The 20,159-nt window shown below is 47.4% G+C and carries 21 protein-coding genes, 12 tRNA genes and 1 pseudogene; 28 read left to right on the top strand and 6 right to left on the bottom strand.

Features of this window, described 5'->3' with window-relative positions; genetic code table 11:
• Nucleotides 1–149: 149 nt before the first annotated feature.
• The 4 genes and pseudogenes from NFR98_RS10785 to NFR98_RS10770 all read right to left on the bottom strand — a co-directional run.
• Nucleotides 150–1,106, bottom strand: a complete 957-nt coding sequence (locus NFR98_RS10785; RefSeq protein ID WP_017551138.1) for a LacI family DNA-binding transcriptional regulator — start codon at nucleotides 1,104–1,106, stop codon at nucleotides 150–152.
• 6 nt (nucleotides 1,107–1,112) lie between these two features.
• A complete protein-coding gene (gene pgmB / locus NFR98_RS10780; RefSeq protein ID WP_179234763.1) occupies nucleotides 1,113–1,796 on the bottom strand; it encodes a beta-phosphoglucomutase in 684 nt (227 codons plus the stop codon).
• A 367-nt stretch (nucleotides 1,797–2,163) separates the two neighbouring features.
• Nucleotides 2,164–2,784, bottom strand: coding sequence for a LysE family transporter (locus NFR98_RS10775; protein ID WP_179234841.1), 621 nt, complete (start codon nucleotides 2,782–2,784; stop codon nucleotides 2,164–2,166).
• Between the two features lie 407 nt (nucleotides 2,785–3,191).
• A pseudogene (locus tag NFR98_RS10770) lies at nucleotides 3,192–3,650 on the bottom strand (IS30 family transposase); the annotation flags it as partial.
• A gap of 398 nt (nucleotides 3,651–4,048) precedes the next feature.
• Between NFR98_RS10770 and cshA the strand changes: the two are divergent.
• Entirely contained in the window at nucleotides 4,049–5,476 is a 1,428-nt protein-coding gene (gene cshA, locus NFR98_RS10765) for a degradosome RNA helicase CshA (protein WP_014096803.1), read from the top strand.
• Nucleotides 5,477–5,799: 323 nt separating this feature from the next.
• Here the strand turns inward: cshA and NFR98_RS10760 are convergent, their stop codons facing one another.
• On the bottom strand, nucleotides 5,800–6,417 hold the full coding sequence (locus NFR98_RS10760; RefSeq protein WP_231111515.1) for a rhomboid family intramembrane serine protease: 618 nt from the start codon (nucleotides 6,415–6,417) through the stop codon (nucleotides 5,800–5,802).
• Between the two features lie 262 nt (nucleotides 6,418–6,679).
• On the opposite strand from NFR98_RS10760, the gene acpS reads away from it, so the two are divergent.
• The 14 genes from acpS (at nucleotide 6,680) to NFR98_RS10690 (ending at nucleotide 17,921) form a co-directional block, all read left to right on the top strand.
• Nucleotides 6,680–7,030: a holo-ACP synthase gene (gene acpS / locus NFR98_RS10755; RefSeq protein WP_014096805.1), complete on the top strand. Its 351-nt coding sequence runs from the start codon at nucleotides 6,680–6,682 to the stop codon at nucleotides 7,028–7,030.
• 140 nt (nucleotides 7,031–7,170) lie between these two features.
• Complete coding sequence (locus NFR98_RS10750) at nucleotides 7,171–8,187, top strand: LolA family protein (protein WP_014096806.1); 1,017 nt, start codon at nucleotides 7,171–7,173, stop codon at nucleotides 8,185–8,187.
• A 201-nt stretch (nucleotides 8,188–8,388) separates the two neighbouring features.
• Nucleotides 8,389–9,540: an alanine racemase gene (alr, locus tag NFR98_RS10745; RefSeq protein ID WP_014096807.1), complete on the top strand. Its 1,152-nt coding sequence runs from the start codon at nucleotides 8,389–8,391 to the stop codon at nucleotides 9,538–9,540.
• Nucleotides 9,541–9,692: 152 nt separating this feature from the next.
• A complete protein-coding gene (locus tag NFR98_RS10740; protein ID WP_014096808.1) occupies nucleotides 9,693–9,971 on the top strand; it encodes a CopG family ribbon-helix-helix protein in 279 nt (92 codons plus the stop codon).
• 4 nt (nucleotides 9,972–9,975) lie between these two features.
• Nucleotides 9,976–10,326: a type II toxin-antitoxin system PemK/MazF family toxin gene (locus NFR98_RS10735; protein ID WP_013860680.1), complete on the top strand. Its 351-nt coding sequence runs from the start codon at nucleotides 9,976–9,978 to the stop codon at nucleotides 10,324–10,326.
• 490 nt (nucleotides 10,327–10,816) lie between these two features.
• Nucleotides 10,817–11,644 (top strand): RsbT co-antagonist protein RsbRA, encoded by an 828-nt coding sequence (gene rsbRA / locus NFR98_RS10730; RefSeq protein ID WP_014096809.1) that lies wholly within the window; start codon nucleotides 10,817–10,819, stop codon nucleotides 11,642–11,644.
• A 3-nt stretch (nucleotides 11,645–11,647) separates the two neighbouring features.
• A complete protein-coding gene (locus NFR98_RS10725) occupies nucleotides 11,648–12,004 on the top strand; it encodes an STAS domain-containing protein (protein ID WP_014096810.1) in 357 nt (118 codons plus the stop codon).
• 4 nt (nucleotides 12,005–12,008) lie between these two features.
• The gene (locus NFR98_RS10720) at nucleotides 12,009–12,410 is read left to right on the top strand and encodes an anti-sigma regulatory factor (RefSeq protein WP_014096811.1); all 402 of its coding nucleotides are present in this window, start codon (nucleotides 12,009–12,011) and stop codon (nucleotides 12,408–12,410) included.
• 13 nt (nucleotides 12,411–12,423) lie between these two features.
• The gene (locus tag NFR98_RS10715) at nucleotides 12,424–13,434 is read left to right on the top strand and encodes a PP2C family protein-serine/threonine phosphatase (RefSeq protein ID WP_017551130.1); all 1,011 of its coding nucleotides are present in this window, start codon (nucleotides 12,424–12,426) and stop codon (nucleotides 13,432–13,434) included.
• 69 nt (nucleotides 13,435–13,503) lie between these two features.
• Nucleotides 13,504–13,839 (top strand): anti-sigma factor antagonist, encoded by a 336-nt coding sequence (locus tag NFR98_RS10710; protein WP_026104587.1) that lies wholly within the window; start codon nucleotides 13,504–13,506, stop codon nucleotides 13,837–13,839.
• Nucleotides 13,840–13,842: 3 nt separating this feature from the next.
• Entirely contained in the window at nucleotides 13,843–14,313 is a 471-nt protein-coding gene (gene rsbW, locus NFR98_RS10705) for an anti-sigma B factor RsbW (protein WP_014096814.1), read from the top strand.
• Nucleotides 14,291–15,070, top strand: coding sequence for an RNA polymerase sigma factor SigB (sigB, locus tag NFR98_RS10700; protein WP_014096815.1), 780 nt, complete (start codon nucleotides 14,291–14,293; stop codon nucleotides 15,068–15,070). Before rsbW ends, sigB begins: the two co-directional genes overlap by 23 nt.
• A gap of 5 nt (nucleotides 15,071–15,075) precedes the next feature.
• Nucleotides 15,076–15,669 (top strand): PP2C family serine/threonine-protein phosphatase, encoded by a 594-nt coding sequence (locus NFR98_RS10695; RefSeq protein ID WP_014096816.1) that lies wholly within the window; start codon nucleotides 15,076–15,078, stop codon nucleotides 15,667–15,669.
• 74 nt (nucleotides 15,670–15,743) lie between these two features.
• Nucleotides 15,744–17,921, top strand: coding sequence for a Tex family protein (locus NFR98_RS10690; protein ID WP_272955354.1), 2,178 nt, complete (start codon nucleotides 15,744–15,746; stop codon nucleotides 17,919–17,921).
• 22 nt (nucleotides 17,922–17,943) lie between these two features.
• On the opposite strand, the gene cmpA is transcribed toward NFR98_RS10690, so the two are convergent.
• On the bottom strand, nucleotides 17,944–18,060 hold the full coding sequence (gene cmpA / locus NFR98_RS10685) for a cortex morphogenetic protein CmpA (RefSeq protein ID WP_088775937.1): 117 nt from the start codon (nucleotides 18,058–18,060) through the stop codon (nucleotides 17,944–17,946).
• A gap of 149 nt (nucleotides 18,061–18,209) precedes the next feature.
• Here cmpA and NFR98_RS10680 point away from each other — a divergent pair, with 149 nt between their 5' ends.
• The 13 genes from NFR98_RS10680 (at nucleotide 18,210) to NFR98_RS10620 (ending at nucleotide 20,027) form a co-directional block, all read left to right on the top strand.
• Nucleotides 18,210–18,701: a SprT family protein gene (locus tag NFR98_RS10680; protein ID WP_017551126.1), complete on the top strand. Its 492-nt coding sequence runs from the start codon at nucleotides 18,210–18,212 to the stop codon at nucleotides 18,699–18,701.
• Between the two features lie 111 nt (nucleotides 18,702–18,812).
• A tRNA-Asn gene (locus NFR98_RS10675) sits at nucleotides 18,813–18,887 on the top strand.
• 4 nt (nucleotides 18,888–18,891) lie between these two features.
• Nucleotides 18,892–18,982, top strand: a tRNA-Ser gene (locus NFR98_RS10670).
• A 21-nt stretch (nucleotides 18,983–19,003) separates the two neighbouring features.
• Nucleotides 19,004–19,075: transfer RNA gene (locus NFR98_RS10665), tRNA-Glu, on the top strand.
• Between the two features lie 24 nt (nucleotides 19,076–19,099).
• Nucleotides 19,100–19,175 (top strand) — tRNA-Asp (locus NFR98_RS10660).
• A gap of 1 nt (nucleotide 19,176) precedes the next feature.
• Nucleotides 19,177–19,251, top strand: a tRNA-Gln gene (locus NFR98_RS10655).
• A 5-nt stretch (nucleotides 19,252–19,256) separates the two neighbouring features.
• Nucleotides 19,257–19,332: transfer RNA gene (locus NFR98_RS10650), tRNA-Lys, on the top strand.
• A gap of 7 nt (nucleotides 19,333–19,339) precedes the next feature.
• Nucleotides 19,340–19,421 (top strand) — tRNA-Leu (locus NFR98_RS10645).
• Nucleotides 19,422–19,436: 15 nt separating this feature from the next.
• A tRNA-Gly gene (locus tag NFR98_RS10640) sits at nucleotides 19,437–19,511 on the top strand.
• Nucleotides 19,512–19,572: 61 nt separating this feature from the next.
• Nucleotides 19,573–19,657: transfer RNA gene (locus NFR98_RS10635), tRNA-Leu, on the top strand.
• Between the two features lie 5 nt (nucleotides 19,658–19,662).
• Nucleotides 19,663–19,736 (top strand) — tRNA-Arg (locus tag NFR98_RS10630).
• Nucleotides 19,737–19,872: 136 nt separating this feature from the next.
• A tRNA-Pro gene (locus NFR98_RS10625) sits at nucleotides 19,873–19,946 on the top strand.
• 7 nt (nucleotides 19,947–19,953) lie between these two features.
• A tRNA-Gly gene (locus tag NFR98_RS10620) sits at nucleotides 19,954–20,027 on the top strand.
• The last annotated feature ends 132 nt before the right edge of the window (nucleotides 20,028–20,159 follow it).

Genomic DNA, 20,159 nt, shown 5'->3' with positions numbered 1-20,159 from the left:
AGCGGTTCACCTCCACTTTTCTTCTATACCCTTTCAACGTATCATCACCCCTTTATGTGGAACAAATTTTTCGGTGGTGTTACCGTTAACAAAATGCTTCGCGCTCACTTCGGCACTGTAAAAAAAATAAGCAGCTGATTGAAGGCTGCTTATTCACAGACGGTGGAGGGGCGGATGACCACTTCCGGTTCAAAAAACTGGTGCCCTTGGGATTTCCCGTTTTCCTGAATTTTTTTCAACAGCATGCGTGCACATGCTTCTCCCATTTTTACAACGGGCTGGCGCACGGTTGTAATATGGGGAGCGGAAATCCGGTCGAGAAACACCCCGTCAAAACCGGTGACCGCAACCTCACTTGGTATGGATAGCCGCAGCGATTGGGCGGCTCTAATCACGCCGAGGGCAATCCGGTCGCTTGCGCATACAAACGCGCATCTTTCCTTCCGGCTGGATAAAATTTTTTCCGCTTCTTGCTGGGCGGCGCTTGAACTGTTTTTGACCCTGCAAAGAAACGGCGGCAACCCGTTTGCTTCGGTTGCATCCAGATAACCTTTTTGTCTCGCAAACATAAAGGGCTCTTGCAGGTCAATGCCGAAAAAATAAATTTTTTTAAACCCGCGGCGAATGACATGCTCTGTTAACAGCCGTACGCCTTTTTCATTGTCCACATCAATAAAATCAAACCCTCTGTCATTTTGCCCGAATAAAATCACCGGTTTGGAAAATTCTTTTAAAATGGTATCGTAATCCTGGCTGCGGACACCCGTCGCAATCACACCGTCGCACTGGCCGATGTCCTTCGATTTCCGTGTGACCAGCTGAAGCGAGTAGTGGTTTTGGTCGAGCTCCCTGGCAATGCCGGCCAGCAAGTTCATATAATACGGCTCTGTTGTGTCCATTTCTTCCAATATCAGGAACTTGATGACCTGGGTACGGTTGGAGACGAGGGCACGTGCCGCATAATTGGGTACATAGTTCAACTGCTCCATCGCCTCATATACCAGTTTTTTTAAATCATCTCTAACCTGTTCGGGGTGGTTAAGGACCCGTGAAACCGTCATCTTTGAAACATTCGCCTGTTTTGCGACATCGGAAATGGTAACCATCACGCCTCATCCTTTATTTTTCAGAAGAAATGCGCTTTCAATTTTTTCAAAATCAAGGTCCCGGGTTCCTTCAACAAGGAAATCCGCCTGCTTCATTTTATCCGGCGTGCCGACCCCGACTGCAAACATGCCGGCCGCTTTAATGGCCTGGATCCCGGCTTCCGCGTCTTCAACCCCGATGCAAAAGGCCGGATCCGCGTCCAGCTTGCGGGCGCCGGTTAAAAAGATTTCCGGATCCGGCTTGCCGTGCTGAATGCGGGCAGCGTCCACGATTTCATCAAAATAGGAAGCTATCCCCAGTCTGTCGATGACAAACATGGCGTTTTTGCTCGCGGAAGCCAGCGCTGTTTTTATTCCCCTTTTCTTTATATCTTCGAGCAGGTTGTGGATGCCGGGAAGCAAATTGGCAGGGGAAATTTGGCGGATCAGTTCTTTGTAATACTCATTTTTCCTGTCCGCGAGTTCGTTCAGCTTTTCTTCAGGAAGGGAAGGCTCCGGCCGGGCGTTCTCCAATATTTTCTTTAAAGAGTCCATGCGGCTGAGCCCTTTAAGCGCTTCATTAAAATGGCGGTCAAAAGGAACCTGCAGCTCATCAGCCAGCTTTTTCCATGCTAAGTAGTGGTATTCCGCAGTATCTGTGATGACCCCGTCTAAATCAAAGAGAACGGCTTGAATATGTGAAGCTGCCATTGACAATTCTCCTCCAACTTATAAGTTTGATTGCTTTTTATGATAAGTATACGGGAAATTTCTCTTGAAAACTAGGGAACAAATACAAGTTGCCTGCTGAAATCAGCCGAAAAGGCGAAAAAGATCCGGAAAAAGCGAAAGAACCGGCGAAAAGCCGGAAAAATCCGGCGCATTTCGAAAAACGCGGTATAAATGAAAGGATTCCATGCCCACTTCAGAAATCATCCCTTTATTTGAAAAAAAGGTGACTGAATCGGCAAAAAGGGCCGGACGGTAAAAAAGCGGGCGGAAAGCAAGAACGTGCTGATTTTTTCCGGAAAACCAGCGAAAAGGTACAAGAGTTCGGCGGGACTTTTGTTTGCTTATGCTACAGACTCTTGACCGCCTGAATGCCGAAATAAATGCCGAAACCGACAAGAGACAGGCCGGACAGCCTCGAAATGAAAAGAATCAAACGGTTGGTTAGCAGTTTTCCGAAGCTGCTTGAGACGGCAGCCATCGAAAAATCCCACAGCGCCACCCCCAAAAAAATGGCCAGGCTGTAGAGGAGAAACTGCTGCGGGCCTACAGATTCAGCTGTTTTTGCAAGCACGGAACCGTAAACGCCGAGCCAGAATAAAATGGTGAGCGGATTGGTCAGAGACATCAGAAAACCGGTCAGGAATGATTTGGACAATTTTTCTTTGTTTCTCATCAAACCGGAAATCGGCTGATTGGCTGCAATCATGCTTTCAATGCCGGTGTATGTAAGGACAAAGCATCCGAAAAACCAAAGGAATGATTTTACAAATCCGATGCTGAGCAAATGGACGACACCGAGATAAACGAGCAGCATATACAAACCGTCCGCTGCCATGGCACCGATTCCGAGCAGCCATGAGTGGAGAAAGCCATTTTTAATCCCCTTGTCAATTTGAGCGGCATTCACCGGCCCGATCGGCGCAGCAAGCGACAGCCCAAGAAAAATATAACTAATCATGCTTTCCATCATTTTCCTCAGCCTTTCCATCATGCGATTGATATATTTGTATTCAGAAACCATAGCCTGTACAACTAATAAAAGCAAAATGGATGCCATAAATGAAAAAAATGAACCCAAACGATGAAAGTGCATAAACAGAGTCGATGGGTTAAAAGTGCGCCATTATTCTTCCGTGGATTGAAGAAATAAAAATCTTAAATTGCAATATTAAATGCAACAAGTATTGAAAGACCAGATAACCCATGATTAAGTAGAATCGGGACACGCTGCGCAACTTGACGTGGAGTGGCGGGCATGGTAGCCTGGTTGGCCCAGCCAGTACCGTATACCTGGCTTCATGGCTGGTAGCCATGCCCGCAGAGACTCTTTGTCAAGTTGCTAAAAACCAACCCTTTGGGTTAGCTGGCTTAAGGTTAAGAAGCTAAGCCAGCTAACTCTATTTGGAAACACTCCTCAGGTGTACGATAATTGAGGATCTTCCTTGGAAGATGGTTACGCCAATTTTCAACATAGGTAATGGTTTCGTCTGCCACAGAGGAAATGGGTCTCCCCTTTGGTATGAAGCGCCTAATAAGGCCATTATGACGCTCGTTGGTTCCTCGTTCACAGGATGTGTAAGGGTGTGTAAAATAAACCTCTGTTAGATCTTTTTCAACACTAAGGCCGAGGTCAGCAAATTCAGAACCGTTATCAGCTGTAATGGTTTTAAACACTTTAGAGAACCGATTACCGTAAGACACTTTCAACTGAGATATGACTTCTGAAACGGATAGACTATCCTTGGCTGTCACTCTCAAAATTATTTCTTTACGGGTTTTGCGCTCAGTAAGAGTCAATAAGGCCTGATCTTTAGTCTTCTTTCCTATAACCGTATGGCGAACTGATTTTTTAAATCCCAAACAACATGTGGCCAATGCCGATGTCGTACGATTACTTCCACAAGTGAATGTGAAGGCTGAAACGGAATATGGAAAAAGAGCCTTCCCTGTGTTCCGTTTTTTGGAATTTTGTCCTTGCATTCTGGTTTCGGCAGGAAGTTTTCAATATAGCGGCGACCATTGGTACCGAAAAATTGAAAGTCCCAAAATGATTGTGAAAAAACCACGGCTCCATATTCGTTGAAATCTTGCCGTATTCATGTTACGATTACCGTACATCGTTTACGCTTTTAGCTGACAATGCTCAAAAGAGTATATTTTTTTGCCGAAAAGGGTAAAACCCTAAGGAAGACATGCGGCCCTGTTGAACGTTTAGAAGGAGATTGAGAAGATTGACGAAGTTTTCAGAATTAAATTTAAGCCCGGCGATTTTAAAAGCTGTGAAAAGAATGGGATTTGAAGAGGCATCGCCGATTCAGGCAGCCACCATTCCGCTCACCATGCAAGGGAAGGATATTATCGGCCAGGCGCAGACAGGTACGGGAAAAACTGCAGCATTTGGCATACCGTTAATTGAAAAGATTGATCATAGAAGCCGTAATATTCAAGGAATCATTATCGCGCCAACCCGCGAGCTTGCCATTCAGGTATCTGAAGAATTGTACCGGATCGGCCAGGATTCGCGCGTTCATGTGCTGGCTGTTTATGGCGGCCAGGATATTTCGCGTCAGATCCGTGCGCTGAAGAACCATCCGCAAATTATTGTCGGAACACCGGGACGGATTCTTGACCATATACACCGGGGAACCTTGAAACTCGACCATGTGCATACGCTTGTGCTTGACGAAGCGGATGAAATGTTGAATATGGGCTTTATTGATGACATTGAAGCCATTCTTTCCACCGTGCCGAAAGACCGCCAAACGATGCTGTTCTCGGCAACCATGCCGGATCCGATCCGGAAAATTGCCGAACGCTTCATGAACAACCCGGAACTTGTCCGTGTGAAAGCAAAAGAAATGACCGTTCCGTCTATTGAACAATACTACGTCAAAGTCCAGGAACGCGAAAAATTCGATGTATTGTCAAGGCTTTTGGATGTACAGTCTCCGGACCTTGCGATTGTGTTTGGGCGCACGAAGCGGAGAGTTGATGAACTGGCGAATGCCCTGAACTTGCGCGGCTATCTTGCAGAAGGTATCCACGGTGATTTGAGCCAGGCGAAACGCTTATCGGTACTCCGGAAGTTTAAAGACGGGAAAATTGATGTGCTTGTTGCCACCGATGTTGCCGCACGCGGGCTGGATATCTCGGGTGTAACCCATGTTTACAATTACGATATTCCGCAGGATCCGGAATCCTATGTGCACCGGATCGGAAGAACGGGCCGTGCCGGACGGGAAGGCATGGCAATGACCTTTGTCACGCCGCGGGAAATGGGCTATCTCAAAACGGTTGAACAGACAACGAAAAAGAGAATGCTCCCGATGCGCCCGCCGACCTGGGATGAAGCGTTTGAAGGGCAGCAGCGCGTCACCATGGAACGGATCGGGGAAACCATCAAAGAAGGCAATATTGATGAATATATGTCGGTAGCGAAGGAGCTGCTTGCAGAATATGACCCGGCTGAGGTCACGGCAGCTGCTTTGAAACTGATGACGAAAGAGCCGGATAAAACACCGGTTCATATTTCAGAAGAACGGCCGCTTCCGCATAAAAAAGACCATAGCAGACGGGGCAAGCCTGCAGGGTCCTACAAAGGGTCTTACAATAAGGGAAGAAAGCCGAGAAGAACAACAACAAACCGCAAACCATTTTAACCAAACGAAGGCGGGGCCAAAAAAATAGAGCATCATCAGCTTTACGAGCGGGTCGGTTTGTATCCGGCTGCGACTCTTTACAAGTAAAAATGCCGGTATGGCAAAAGTTGCCGGCGCCCCATTAAAAAAGCAACGGCAGCTCCCGTTGCTTTTTTTAAAGCGGAAGAATCCGCTTTTTTTCGTAAAAGCCTTTCCCCCGAGCAGCACGCCGGTAATGCGGCTGAAAAGAATTGGCTTTTTTTAAAGCGGAAGAATCCGTTTTTTTCGTAAAAGTCATTCCCCCGAGCAGCACGCCGGCAATGAGTCCGGAGAATTGACTTTTTCTAAGCAGGAGAAGCCGCTTTTCTTTGCAAAAGCATGCCTCCGAGCAGCATGCCGGCAACGAGTCCGGAAAGATGGGCTGTGTGGTTGGCACCAGGCTGCATCATAGCCGTTACAACGGAAATGACCGCAATCGATAAAATGGTTTGCCGGCTTGTTTTTGGCACATCTTCCCCGACCCAGACAAGGGCGACATATGCGCCGATCAGGCCGAACAGGGCACCGCTCGCACCGGCATGGGAATAGGTAAGCGGAAGCAGAAAAAAAGAAGCGAGATTGGCGCAGCATCCGCAGCCAAAATATAATAGGGTAAACTTCCATTTTCCGGCCAGCCGTTCGAGACAGGGGCCGAGCAGCAAAAGGGAGAAGGAATTCAACAGCAGGTGGCTGAAATCAATATGGACAAAAACAGGGGAGACAAGCCGCCATATTTCCCCTTGGGCAATATAAAGGTTCACACCGGACAGTGTTTCATAAAGGGTTTGTGTTGGTAAAACCGGAAGCCGCATGGCCGCAAACAAGAGGCACTGGGCCAGGAAAATGGCAGATACGACGGGATAGGAACCAATAAAAGCAGAAAAGCGGATCGGGCGGATCAGCATTGCAAATACTCCTTTCAATGGAAAAGCTCTATTTATACATATGCCGGTAATGACGAATTAGACGTCCGGCCTGCTTCTAACCGCAACCGCCAGCAGGATGGAAAAAGGGATAGCCCAAATCCGGCGCGTATTTTCAAAAAGGGCCGAACCGCCATCATGGATACCAGCAGAACGATTTACCGGCGCATATTTTCACGGAAGGCAGAGGCACCGCAGCAGCGTGAAAATCGGGTATCGGAAATTTTGTGGTTTATACTCTGGAAAAACAGAAGGTGAGCACATGATCAAAGGAATTGGCATTGATATTGTCGAGCTTGAAAGGATAAAAAAGCTGTATGAACGGCAGCCGCGGTTTCCGGGGCGGATTTTAACAAAAGCGGAGCAGCAAAAGTTCTGCAAGTTGACAGAAAAAAGGAAAATTGAATTCCTGGCCGGCAGGTTTGCGGCGAAAGAAGCTTATTCCAAAGCTTTTGGCACGGGGATCGGGGGCGCGTTGTCTTTTCAGGAAATTGAAATCGCAAAAGATGAAAATGGCCGCCCGTATTTTTCAAAGCCGGCAGAGCCCCATGCCCATTTGTCGATCACGCACAGCCGTGAATATGCATTCGCCCAAGTGATTCTGGAAGACTGAAGCTATAACGTTTTTTCAATTCCCCATCATACAGGCCCGGGTTGTCTCATATATTCAGAGTAAGAGAGGAGAGACAAGGCACGGGCTTTTGATGAAGCCTTTCTCTTCATAAGATTTGAGACAATAAAGGGGTTGAAAGGATGAAGAGAAAGTACTGGGTTTTGTTTGCGGCGCTGTTTGCCATTTTTCTGCTTTCCGCCTGCGGAGCGAAAAAACCGCAGGATGTGGCCGGAAAATTAAATGAAAAAGTGGAGAAGATGGACGGCTACAAGCTGAATGCGAAAATGACGCTGAAAACGGGCAATGAACCGCGGACATACAATATTGAAGTTTGGCACAACCGGCCGGGATATTACCGTGTCAACCTGAAAAATGCGGGCGAGGGGCAGAGCCAGATGATTTTGCGCAATAAAGAAGGCGTGTTTGTGGTCACGCCCGCCCTCAACAAAAGCTACAAATTTCAAAGCGACTGGCCGAACAACACAAGCCAGGCGTACCTTTATGAATCACTTGTGAAAGACATATTGAAAGATAAAGAGGCAAAGATGACGGTGAAAAAGAACCGATATGTGTTTGAGACGAAGACACGCTATCAAAACCATAAGATGCTGCCGTACCAGCAAATTACTTTTGACAAAAGGACGCTTGCACCAGTCAGTGTGAAAGTGATGGACACGGACCGCAATACGCTTGTCAGTGTGCTTTTTACGAAAGTGGATTTTAATGCAAAATTCGACAGCAACGCGTTTGACACGAAAAAAAATATGACAGGGGCGAAACTCGAAGTGCCGGTGGACGGAAAGGTCGGCAACAAAGAGTTTTCGGTAAAATATCCGACGGCAAAAATCGGGGGGACGACGCTGCTCGATGAACAGGAAGTTGCCGTTGCAAACGGCAAGCGCGTTATTTTGACCTATACGGGCGATAAAACGTATACGCTGATTGAGGAAAAGGCAGAGGTACTCCCTGCTGCTTCCACAGAACCGATTCCTGCAAACGGGGAAATGGCGGATCTCGGGTTTGCGTTCGGGATCAAGACAGGCGACTCCCTGTCCTGGACGGTGAACGGTGTCGAATATACGCTTGCCTCCAAATCGCTCACGGCTGCGGAAATGATGGAAGTCGCCCAGTCTGTCGGAGGAGAACCGGAAAAATAAAATGCGGATAACCCGTTCGTAAGCACTAAAAGCACAAGCCCGCAGCCATTCTCTGCGGGTTTTTTTCTTGATGCGGTTACAGCATGTTGCTTTCGGCAATCCGTCCCAAACCGGTTTGATAAGACTTCCTTTTAAAAACCATTGACAACGCTGGCTACGCGTTCGATAATCAGGATATGGAATCATAAAGGAAGTGTAATCATGGCTTTTTACCGGGATACATGGGTGGAAGTCGATTTGGATGCCATTTCGGAAAATGTCGGAAATATGCGCCAGCTTTTGCCCGAGCATACGCAAATCATTGCGGTTGTAAAAGCGAACGCCTACGGGCACGGCGCGGAATATGTGGCGAAAACCGCGCTTGCATCCGGAGCTTCAGCGCTTGCGGTTGCATTTTTGGACGAGGCGCTCGCGTTACGAAAAAAAGGGATTACCGCTCCGATACTTGTTTTGGGGGCAGCCCGTCCGGAAGATGCCGGAGTCGCGGCTGAAGAAAACATCTCCCTGACTGTTTTTCAAAAAGACTGGCTTGAGGAAGCAGGCCGGTATTTAACCGGGCGGAAACTATCCGTCCATCTTAAATGTGATACCGGAATGGGCCGGATTGGCGTAAGAACCCTACAGGAATTAAAAGAAGTGGAAAAAATCGTGAACCAACAATCCTGTTTCTATTTTGAAGGGATCTTTACCCACTTTGCGACAGCGGATGAAATCGATACGACTTTGTATGAAAAGCAATATAGCCAGTTTCAGGATATGGTTTTAAACCTCGAACACCGCCCGCCGTATGTGCACTGCGCAAACAGCGCCGCCGCTTTGAGATTTGACCAGTCTCCGTTTAATGCTGTCCGTTTCGGCATTGCAATGTACGGGCTCTCCCCTTCGCCCGCCATCAAGCCGGTTTTGCCGTTTCCGTTAAAAGAGGCGTTCTCCCTTCATACGAAGGTGACGCATGTGAAACAAATCCATGCCGGGGACACGGTGAGTTATGGTGCCACTTATCAGGCTTCCGGCGATGAATGGATCGCCACGCTGCCGATTGGATATGCAGATGGCTGGATCCGCAGGCTTTCAGGTCAGGAAGTGATCATTGACGGGGAAAGAGCGCCTATTGTCGGCAGGATTTGCATGGATCAATGCATGGTCAAGCTTGCCCGTCCGGTTGCTGTCGGGACAAAAGCAACCTTGATTGGAAAGCAGGGAGATTTGTCCATTCCTGTTGACGAAATTGCCGAAAAGCTCGAAACCATCAACTACGAGGTTACCTGTTCCATTTCAAGCCGGGTGCCGCGCATTTTCCTGAAAAACGGGAACGATGTCGCGGACGTGTCGAATCCGGTCCTTGAAGGTTGAAAAATGTTTTGGCGAATTTTGAATAATGACATGATTTTTTTGCCGATAATAGACAGGAATGGTGATTTGGCCTTTGCATATAGTGTATTTGATGGTATGATGAAAAGGGAATGGAAAGTAGAAACGGTGTCTAGTGCGTGGAGGTGTAGCAGGTGTCTGAACCTATTTCAACAGAAATTTTAGTCCGCTTGCCGCAGCAGCTGTTGACGGAATTGGACGGATTTGCTGAAACTGAAAATATGAATCGCAATGAATTAATTTACCGTGCCACAAAAATGTATTTAAAAGAACGGAAAAAACGCCAAATCCGCGAAACGATGAGGCGTGGTTACATGGAAATGGCAAAAATTAATTTGGCGATTGCCTCCGAAGCGATCCAGGCTGAATACGAAGCAGAACATACAGTTGAAAGCCTAGTAAGCGGGGGGTAATCCTTTGATTGTTAAGCGTGGAGACGTGTACTTCGCCGATCTATCTCCGGTGGTCGGCTCCGAGCAGGGAGGCGTACGTCCTGTCCTCATTTTACAAAACGACATTGGAAACCGTTTTAGCCCCACTGTCATTGTTGCCGCGATAACAGCGCAAATCCAGAAAGCAAAATTGCCCACGCATGTGGAAATTGATGCAAAGCGTTACGGTTTGGAAAGGGATTCTGTGATATTGCTTGAACAAATACGCACAATCGATAAACAACGCTTAACGGATAAGATTACGCATCTTGATGAAGAAGTCATGGAAAAAATTGACGACGCCCTGCAAATCAGCCTGGGACTGGTCGAATTTTAGGAACGCTCTTTTTAAAGGGCGTTTTTTCATTCGGCAGGCTTTGCCATTCTTAAAATAAGCTGGAACAAAAGAGAGATCATCCCGTCGCCCGTTTTAGCATATTTTTTCACGTGCTGCGGTCAAACATGCGAAACCCACCTTCAAAAAAAATACAACGAATGTGGTTTAACCCTATCTGAAAACGGGTATATGATAACGCTATAAGATAAACCGAAGAAAATTTCCGGAAAAATGCTGCTTTTGCCCGATTTCTGTGCCATTTACATAAAAAATATTTTCCGGTTGCCGGCAAAAACAGATATAATAACTTATAAATCAAATGGATTTTTCTGTGTTTTTTCAACAAACCGGTTCAGAAAAAAGCCATCCGCCGGGGCGAAAGGCAGCAGTTCATTTGTTTTTGTGCAAGTCTTCCGGAAAAGCCCGGCATGTCTAAAGCAGGCTGTCAAAGAAGGGCGCTTCAAACTGTTCGGAGGAAAGAGGGTTGATCATGCAATCATATTTAGCGAAATTTATACCAGAACATAAAGATGAAATACTGGATGAATGGATGAAAAGCATGAAAGCAAAAGGCGGTGCCCCGTTTCATTTTGATGAAGGGGTGGTGTTTGAAAAAACAAGCCGGGATTTTGTCGAAGTGATTCTTGCGCGGTTGACGAAAGGCAATCACGAATACGAGAAACAGCTCGGCGAGTTTTCCGAAAGAATCGTGACACTGGGCTGGCCGCTCACTTTTGCAACGACTGGCATTCAAATTCTCGGGGATATTGTTTACAACCTGATGATGAATAACAACCCGGATGTCGTGTTTGAAAAGCACCAGGAATTTTGGGAAATCTTCCGGGAATGGACCAATGCCGTTCAAAATGAATTTGTCAATGCCTACACCACCATCTGGGAAAAAACCATTTCGCTTCAGCAAAGTGCGTTAAAGGAATTGTCCGCCCCCTTGATTCCGGTGTTTGACAAAATTGCCGTCCTTCCATTAGTCGGCACCATTGACTCGGAAAGGGCAAGACAGATTATGGAAAACCTGCTGTACGGCATTGTGAAAAACAAGTCGGAGGTGGTACTGATCGACATTACGGGCGTGCCAGTTGTTGATACGGTTGTTGCCCATCATCTCATTCAGGCGGCAAATGCTGTCCGGCTTGTCGGCTCCCGCTGCATGCTTGTCGGCATCCGTGCTGAAATTGCACATACGTTAACAAATTTGGGAATCAAATTAAATCATATTACAACAACGAGTACACTGCAAAGAGGAATTGAACAGGCTCTTGAAATGACAGGGAGGAAAATCGTAGAATGGGAGGGTTGATTGATGCGCATACCCATTTTAAAGCTGGGAAACTGCCTGCTGGTCTCGATCCAATGGGAGCTTGATGACCAGACAGCTTTGGAGTTTCAGGAAGATTTGCTTAAAAAAATATACGAAACGAATGCAAGCGGTGTTGTCATCGACATCACCTCTATCGATTTTATTGACTCATTCATCGCAAAAGTGCTGGGCGATGTGGTCAATATGTCCAAAATGCTGGGCGCAAAAGTGGTCATCACCGGAATCCAGCCTGCAGTCGCCATTACCCTGATCGAGTTGGGAATTACGATGGAGGGCGTCATGACGGCACTGGATTTGGAAAGCGGCCTGGAGAAATTAAAACAGGAATTGGGGGACTAGCTGTATGGATAACCATTCCTGTGTAAAAATTTTGAATGAGTGGGATATTGTGGCCGCCCGCCAGCTTGGGAGAAACATTGCAAGGGAGCTCCATTTCGGTGCTGTCGACCAGGCAAGAATCACAACGGCCATCAGCGAACTCGCCCGCAATATTTTTATATACGCAGGACAAGGGGAAATCCGGATTGAGAAAGTTCTGCAAGACGGGAAAAAAGGGCTGAAAGTGATCGCTACAGATAAAGGGCCGGGGATTGAAAATATCCGGAAAGTAATGGAAGACGGCTATTCCACATCCGGAGGGCTTGGGGCAGGCCTGCCGGGAGTAAGACGCCTGATGGACGAATTTGATATCGTTTCGGCGCCGAATGAGGGAACAACCGTTACCGCAATCAAGTGGATACGATGATAGGAGGAAAAAGATGGATTTCCGCGATGCAATGGAGCAGGAATATAAAGAGATTCTCAGCCATTTTTTACAGCATCCGGATGAACAGGCGCTGTACCAGTGCGAGAAGTTCAGCCGCAAACTGATTGAAAACCGGATCTCTCCTGAAGACATGATTATGTGCCACCGCTCTGTTTTGCAGCAAATCGAACCCGGGCTTTCCAAAACGGTGCAGCAGTCCTTTGATGTCCTGCTGGAAGTTATGCTTGCCTACGGGCTCGTTTACAGGGAACAGCAAAGCCTCCGGACAAAACAAAAAGAACTGAAGAGCGAAATTGAGATTGCTGCGGGCATGCAGCAAACCCTGCTCAAGGCGAATGTCCCGGAGCAGGATGGCATTGATATTGGCGTGATCAGCATGCCGGCCAAACAAATGAGCGGCGATTATTATCATTTTATTGAAGATGAGAACCGCCGTATCGGCATTGCAATCGCGGATGTGATCGGGAAAGGGATCCCGGCGGCGCTCTGCATGTCCATGATCAAATACGCGATGGACAGTTTGCCGGAATACAGCCACCAACCCCATATCATTTTGGAAAATCTGAACCGCGTCGTTGAACAGAATGTCGACCCGAGTATGTTTATCACGATGTTTTACGGTATGTATGACCCGGTAGTACATAAGTTCTCCTACGCATCCGCCGGGCACGAGCCCGGTTTTTACTATCATGCGGAAACGGATGAATTTGAGGATTTAATCGCAAAAGGGCTGCTTTTGGGCATTGAAAAAAAATCGAAGTATCATGAATATATAAAAGATGTACAGCTCGGCGATATGATTGTGCTGTTGTCAGACGGTGTAACGGAATGCCGGACAAAGGAAGGATTTGTCAGCCGGGAAACGATTACCGGCCTGATCCGGAAAAATATTCGCAAGAGCGCACAGGAAATCGTGGAAAATGTGTACAGGGAGCTGGAAAGATGGCAGGAATTTGAATTGTGTGATGATTTTACCTTGCTGATTTTAAAAAGAACTGCCTAAAAGCAGGTTTGCCATCAGCCCGGAAAGGGTATGAACCACTTAGTGATGAATGTTAAAGAGGTGAAAGAAATGGACTTTGCAGTAGATGTAAAGGAAAAGGAAAGTCAAAATACCTTAAACGTAACCATTTCGGGGGAAATTGACGCATTTACAGCTCCAAAATTAAGAGAAGCATTTGAACCATATGAAGGAAAAGCAGGTTTGGAAGTTTTAATAGATTTAACCAATGTTTCATATATGGACAGCACCGGGCTGGGTGTTCTGGTCGGTTTGTTTAAAAGCTTGCGGGCAAACGGCGGGATGCTCACGTTGACGGGGCTTTCCGACCGTTTGAAACGGCTGTTTGATATTACAGGCCTTTCCGACATCATGAAGATTAATACCGAAATAGAAGGTGGAGTGTGAGACATGGAGGAGTTTGATCATATCAGTATGAAAATCCCTGCCAAAGCGGAATATGTCGGAGTCATCCGCCTCACCATTTCCGGTATTGCAAGCCGCATGGGATTTGATTACGAACTCATCGAGGATTTGAAGATCGCCGCGAGCGAAGCTATTACCAATGCTGTCCAGCATGCCTATAAGGACAAGGAGGACGGGGAAGTCAGCATCGATTTCAGCCTCTATCCGGACCGCCTTGAAGTCATGGTTTCCGATAACGGAGACAGTTTTGATCTGGAAAAAGTAAGGGAACTTGCTGGGCCTTACACGGAAGATGTGCAGATCGAATTTATGAGAGAAGGAGGATTGGGCCTTTATCTCATTGAAAGTTTAATGGATGAAGTCCGCATACATTATGATGGCGGGATTACAGTCATGATGACCAAGTACCTTCAAGGGGAGCAGGTGGAGACGAATGTCAAAACTGCCTCAACCTGATCAGATTGATGTCAATCAATTGATACAATCTTTTCAGCAAAACGGCGACAAAGAGGCGCAGGAAATACTTGTCGCGCACTACCAGAAACTTGTGGAGTCGCTTGCCCGCAAATATTCGAAAGGAAGAGCCTACCAGGAGGACATTTTCCAGGTGGGGATTATCGGCCTGCTCGGCGCCATTCAGCGCTTTGACCCGAATATTGGAAAAAGCTTTGAATCCTTTGCGATTCCGACCATCATCGGAGAAATTAAGCGGTTTTTGAGAGACAAAACATGGAGTGTCCACGTCCCCCGAAGGATTAAAGAACTCGGCCCGCGGATTAAATCCACTGTTGAAAAACTGACGAACGAACTGCAACGCTCGCCAAAAATCGCTGAAATTGCTGCACATCTTGAAATCTCAGAAGAAGAAGTGCTGGAAGCAATGGAAATGAGCAAAAGCTACCACGCACTTTCCGTTGACCATTCGATTGAGTCGGATTCAGACGGCAGTACCGTGACCCTGCTGGATATGGTTGGCAGTGAAGATGACGGATATGAAAAAGTCAACCAGCGGCTTGTGCTTGAAAAAGTGTTGCACGTACTGAGCGAGAGGGAACGCCAGGTCATCCACTACACGTATATTGAAAATTTAAGCCAGAAGGACACAGGTGAGAAATTGGGGATTTCGCAAATGCACGTCTCGCGCCTGCAACGCCGTGCGATCAAAAAACTGCGGGACGCCATAGAAGGTGAACTGCAACATGTGGAGAATTAGCCATTATGAATTATCTTAGTTCAAAGCAAGTAGAAGTATATGGATTTCAGACAACAAAGGCCGGCCGGGACCTGTGCGGAGACGCCTATTTTATGAAGGCAACGGATGACTATTTCCTCTGTGTGCTGGCAGACGGGCTGGGGAGCGGGGAATTTGCCTACTACTCTTCCCAGGCTGTTGCGAAAGTCGTGAAAGAACAATCGGATGACGATGTTGACACGCTGATGGACGCATGCAATCGTGCTTTGTACCGGAAGCGGGGCGCAGCGGTTGCCATTTTCAAAGCCTGTTTTAAATCACGCCAATTTGTTTACAGCTGTGTCGGCAACATCCGCTTTTTTATGTTGGCACCGGGCGGCAAACTGACTTATCCGATCCCGATTACCGGGTACTTGTCCGGCAAGCCGCAGCAATTCAAAACCGAGATTTTTGACTATGAACCGGGTTCCAGGTTCGTCATCCATTCAGACGGTGTGAAAGAGCGGAATGTCCAATCTTTTTTGAAGAAATGTGAGTCTATCGAACGGATTGCCGACCGGTTAAAAGAACAACAGACCATGGATGACGACGCTACATTTATTATTGGGAGCTTGCAGTAAAGGCAAGCTTTTTTATTTTGCAATTTTTTTCAGCCCGTAAAGCATGATAAAATAACAGAAGAGTAATCAGAAGTGTGGTGTTTAATTTGGAAGAAAAACAGGCAAGGCTTATCAGCCAGCTGGGAAAAGAATTGCAGTTCCCGGAAAAGAGCATCCGGAATGTCATCGGTTTGCTGGAAGACGGCAATACCGTTCCTTTTATTGCCCGTTACCGGAAAGAAATGACCGGTGCGCTCGATGAAGTGCAGATCCGTGACATTATGGAGCGGTGGAACTATTTGCAAAATCTTGAGCAGCGAAAAGAGGAAGTCATCCGCCTGATCGATGAGCAAGGAAAATTAACAGAAGAGCTGAAAGGGAAAATTTTACAGGCAGAAAAGCTTCAGCTGGTAGAAGACCTCTACCGCCCGTATAAACAAAAACGCCGGACAAGGGCCACGATTGCAAAGGAAAAAGGGCTGGAACCGCTGGCTCGCTGGATGCTTTCGTTTCCGGCTGAAGGCGACCTGGATGCTGAACTGGCAGCGTACGTATCAGCGGAAAAGCAGGTGGCATCTGCCGAAGAAGCATTGCAGGGTGCAAAAGATATAATTGCCGAAATGGTTTCGGACGAGCCGAAATACCGCGGCTGGATCCGTGGTCAAACGTTTAAAACAGGCGTGATGGCAAGTACCGTCAAAGACGCGGAAAAAGATGAGAAAAAGGTATACGAAATGTATTACGCCTACGAAGAACCGGTCCGCAAAATCGTTCCCCACCGCGTGCTTGCGCTTAACCGCGGCGAAAAAGAAAACATTTTGCGCGTATCCATTGAGGCCGACACCGAGCGGATTTTGGCGTATTTGAACCGGCAAGTGATCCGGAATGAAGCCTCCATTACATCAGGCATCGTCAAGGAAGCGGTGGAAGATGGCTATAAACGGCTAATTGAGCCCGCCATTGAAAGGGAAATCCGCAACGAACTGTCCGAAAAAGCGGAAGACCGGGCTATCCATATTTTTGCCGAGAATTTAAGGAACCTGCTTCTTCAGCCGCCTTTAAAAGGAAAAACGGTGCTCGGGGTTGACCCGGCGTACCGGACCGGCTGCAAACTCGCAGTCGTGGATGAAACGGGCAAAGTGCTGAAAATCGGCGTGATTTACCCGCATCCGCCAAAACCGAAAACAGAAGAAGCCAAAGCGATTGTAAAAAGCATCATCCGGGATTTTAAGGTGGAGGTCATTGCGATCGGAAACGGCACAGCCTCACAGGAAACCGAGCAATGGATTGCCGGTATTTTAAAAGAAATAGAAGAAGATGTTTTCTATATGATTGTCAATGAAGCGGGGGCAAGCGTCTACTCTGCATCCGACCTTGCCCGCAAAGAATTTCCGGATTTGCATGTTGAAGAACGGAGCGCCGTCTCCATCGCCCGCAGGCTCCAGGACCCGCTGGCAGAGCTTGTGAAAATCGATCCGAAATCGGTCGGTGTCGGGCAGTACCAGCATGACGTTTCGCAAAAGAAACTGAATGAATCGCTCACTTTCGTCGTTGAAACAGCCGTCAACCAGGTCGGGGTCGATGTCAATACCGCATCCCCGTCTCTTTTGCAATATGTGTCCGGGCTCAGCAGCACTGTAGCGGGCAATATTGTAAAATTCCGCGATGAGAACGGCAAATTTAAAAACCGGGCCGAACTGAAAAAAATTCCCCGCCTCGGCGCAAAAACATACGAACAAAGTATCGGCTTTCTACGCATACCGGATGGGGAAGAACCGCTTGATAAAACACCGATCCACCCGGAAAGCTACGATGCGGCCAGAGCTTTGCTGAATGAACTGGGCATGACGACAGCAGATATCGGGACAGAAAAGCTGATCAAATCGCTCGAAACACTGTCTGTCCCGGAAATGGCAAAGACACTCGGCATCGGCGAACTGACCCTGCAAGATATTTTCGAAGCCTTGAAAAAACCGGGCCGCGACCCGCGTGATGAATTGCCAAAACCGCTTTTGAAAAAGGATATTATGAAACTGGAAGATCTGAAACCGGGGATGGAGATGCAAGGAACCGTCCGGAATGTCGTCGATTTCGGGGCGTTTGTCGATGTCGGCGTGAAAGAAGACGGGCTTGTCCATATTTCAAAATTAAGTAAAGGTTTTGTTAAACATCCGCTTGATATCGTCTCAGTCGGCGATATAGTCACCGTATGGGTGGAGAAAGTGGACGTCCAAAAAGGAAGATTATCGCTCACCATGCTTCCAAATGATTAAAAGTGAAAAGAAGATGCGCCAGTTACACGCGCATCTTCTTTTCATTGTAAAAAAACCAGCATTCATTCAGCAGTTTAATTTCACTGCGCCTTTTCTCGCAAAAAGCTCTCCGTATTTGGTTTTGAAACCATACCGGCACACAAACGCCCCCTTGTTCCTGAATGCTGAAACAAAACCAATCCCCCGCACTTTTACTAAAGTATATGCTATAATAACTTGTCATGTGAAAAGAAAAGCGCAGGTGCCCGCGGCATCCATTTTTCATTATGAGTAAGGAGGCATACGGCCATGGATAACAAGGAATTGCAAGGCCTTGTGGAAAAAATATCGATGGAGTATTTTCACAAACCTTTCCGGCATGCAGCCTCATTTAATCCCCGGCTGCGGACCACCGGGGGAAGATATTTGTTAAAAAGCCACAATATCGAAATCAATAAAAAATATTTAGAAGAACTTGGAGAAAAAGAGCTGATCGGCATTATCAAACACGAACTTTGCCATTACCATCTTCATCTGGAAGGGAAAGGGTACAGGCACCGGGATGCGGACTTCAAACAATTGTTAAAGGAAACGGACGCGCCCCGCTATTGTGCCGTGCTGCCGAGTAAAGCGGCTTCCCGCATGACCAGCCGCCCGTCCCCGCGTTACGAATATGTCTGTACGGAGTGTGGCATCCTGTATAAAAGGCAAAGAAAGGTCAACACCAACCGGTACGTTTGCGGGAGATGCGGTGGAAAACTGGTGCTGCACAAAACGTATGCTGAACCGGGCCGGAAATAATGGGCATGCAGCATCTTCGAAACAAGCTTTAAAAATAAATTTTAAAACAGGGTTGACACCTTCGTGTCCCGTCATTATAATGTTAAGAGTCGACAAGATGTTGCTTGTTATTCCGCAGTAGCTCAGTGGTAGAGCAATCGGCTGTTAACCGATCGGTCGTAGGTTCGAATCCTACCTGCGGAGCCATTTTGGGGAAGTACTCAAGTGGCTGAAGAGGCGCCCCTGCTAAGGGCGTAGGTCGCGTAAGCGGCGCGAGGGTTCAAATCCCTCCTTCTCCGCCATACATACAAAGCAGTCATCGCGGCCCGTTGGTCAAGCGGTTAAGACACCGCCCTTTCACGGCGGTAACACGGGTTCGAATCCCGTACGGGTCATTTAAAATTTATCATATCATGAGTGGTTCCGTAGTGTAGCGGTTATCACGCCTGCCTGTCACGCAGGAGATCGCGGGTTCGATTCCCGTCGGAACCGCCATTGGGCCATAGCCAAGCGGTAAGGCAACGGACTTTGACTCCGTCATGCGCTGGTTCGAATCCAGCTGGCCCAGCCATTTTTGAGCCATTAGCTCAGTTGGTAGAGCATCTGACTTTTAATCAGAGGGTCGCAGGTTCGAATCCTGCATGGCTCACCATTTATCCGCGGGTGTGGCGGAATTGGCAGACGCACCAGACTTAGGATCTGGCGCCGCACGGCGTGGGGGTTCGACTCCCTTCACCCGCATTGATTTGATAAATCGCGGAAGTAGTTCAGTGGTAGAACATCACCTTGCCAAGGTGGGGGTCGCGGGTTCGAATCCCGTCTTCCGCTCCATAAAAAATAGTTGACATCCATAAAAGGTTTTGATATAATATAAAGGTGTCAAGTTAATAACGCGGTCGTGGCGGAATGGCAGACGCGCTAGGTTGAGGGCCTAGTGGGAGTTAAATCCCGTGGAGGTTCAAGTCCTCTCGGCCGCATTTACGCGCCCATAGCTCAATTGGATAGAGCGTTTGACTACGGATCAAAAGGTTAGGGGTTCGACTCCTCTTGGGCGCGCTATTTTTTCATGCAAAAAAGATCTGTTAACAGCTGCGTAAAAGGCTCCAGAGCTTACCGGGCAGTTGAAAACTTTATAAAAAACAGGCCTTTTCTTATTGTAAGTTGGTTTGATAGTTTTTAGACCAGGGAAATGCGGGAAATAGCTCAGCTTGGTAGAGCACATGGTTTGGGACCATGGGGTCGCAGGTTCGAATCCTGTTTTCCCGATTTGCATGCGGGTGTAGTTTAGTGGTAAAACCACAGCCTTCCAAGCTGTTGTCGTGGGTTCGATTCCCATCACCCGCTCCAAATTTTATGTTGACAGTGACTTGTTGTAATGTTATACTAAATAAGTTGCTAATTGAGATTGTTCCTTGAAAACTGGACAAAACGAAACGTCAAATTCTTTTTGAGCTTTTATCAAACATCTTTACTGAGAGT

Origin of the sequence: Weizmannia agrestimuris, from assembly GCF_943193165.1 — a bacterium.
Lineage (GTDB): Bacteria > Bacillota > Bacilli > Bacillales > Bacillaceae_C > Weizmannia > Weizmannia faecalis.
This window is presented reverse-complemented; position numbering and strand designations above follow the sequence as displayed.

Excerpts from the sequence above, each read along its gene's own strand:
- NFR98_RS10785 (WP_017551138.1), bottom strand. The coding sequence starts at position 1,106 with ATGGTTACCATTTCCGATGTCGCAAAACAGGCGAATGTTTCAAAGATG.
- pgmB (WP_179234763.1), bottom strand. The coding sequence starts at position 1,796 with ATGGCAGCTTCACATATTCAAGCCGTTCTCTTTGATTTAGACGGGGTC.
- NFR98_RS10775 (WP_179234841.1), bottom strand. The coding sequence starts at position 2,784 with ATGGAAAGCATGATTAGTTATATTTTTCTTGGGCTGTCGCTTGCTGCG.
- acpS (WP_014096805.1), top strand. The coding sequence starts at position 6,680 with ATGATCAAAGGAATTGGCATTGATATTGTCGAGCTTGAAAGGATAAAA.
- NFR98_RS10750 (WP_014096806.1), top strand. The coding sequence starts at position 7,171 with ATGAAGAGAAAGTACTGGGTTTTGTTTGCGGCGCTGTTTGCCATTTTT.
- alr (WP_014096807.1), top strand. The coding sequence starts at position 8,389 with ATGGCTTTTTACCGGGATACATGGGTGGAAGTCGATTTGGATGCCATT.
- rsbRA (WP_014096809.1), top strand. The coding sequence starts at position 10,817 with ATGCAATCATATTTAGCGAAATTTATACCAGAACATAAAGATGAAATA.
- NFR98_RS10725 (WP_014096810.1), top strand. The coding sequence starts at position 11,648 with ATGCGCATACCCATTTTAAAGCTGGGAAACTGCCTGCTGGTCTCGATC.
- NFR98_RS10720 (WP_014096811.1), top strand. The coding sequence starts at position 12,009 with ATGGATAACCATTCCTGTGTAAAAATTTTGAATGAGTGGGATATTGTG.
- NFR98_RS10715 (WP_017551130.1), top strand. The coding sequence starts at position 12,424 with ATGGATTTCCGCGATGCAATGGAGCAGGAATATAAAGAGATTCTCAGC.
- NFR98_RS10710 (WP_026104587.1), top strand. The coding sequence starts at position 13,504 with ATGGACTTTGCAGTAGATGTAAAGGAAAAGGAAAGTCAAAATACCTTA.
- rsbW (WP_014096814.1), top strand. The coding sequence starts at position 13,843 with ATGGAGGAGTTTGATCATATCAGTATGAAAATCCCTGCCAAAGCGGAA.
- sigB (WP_014096815.1), top strand. The coding sequence starts at position 14,291 with ATGTCAAAACTGCCTCAACCTGATCAGATTGATGTCAATCAATTGATA.
- NFR98_RS10695 (WP_014096816.1), top strand. The coding sequence starts at position 15,076 with ATGAATTATCTTAGTTCAAAGCAAGTAGAAGTATATGGATTTCAGACA.
- NFR98_RS10680 (WP_017551126.1), top strand. The coding sequence starts at position 18,210 with ATGGATAACAAGGAATTGCAAGGCCTTGTGGAAAAAATATCGATGGAG.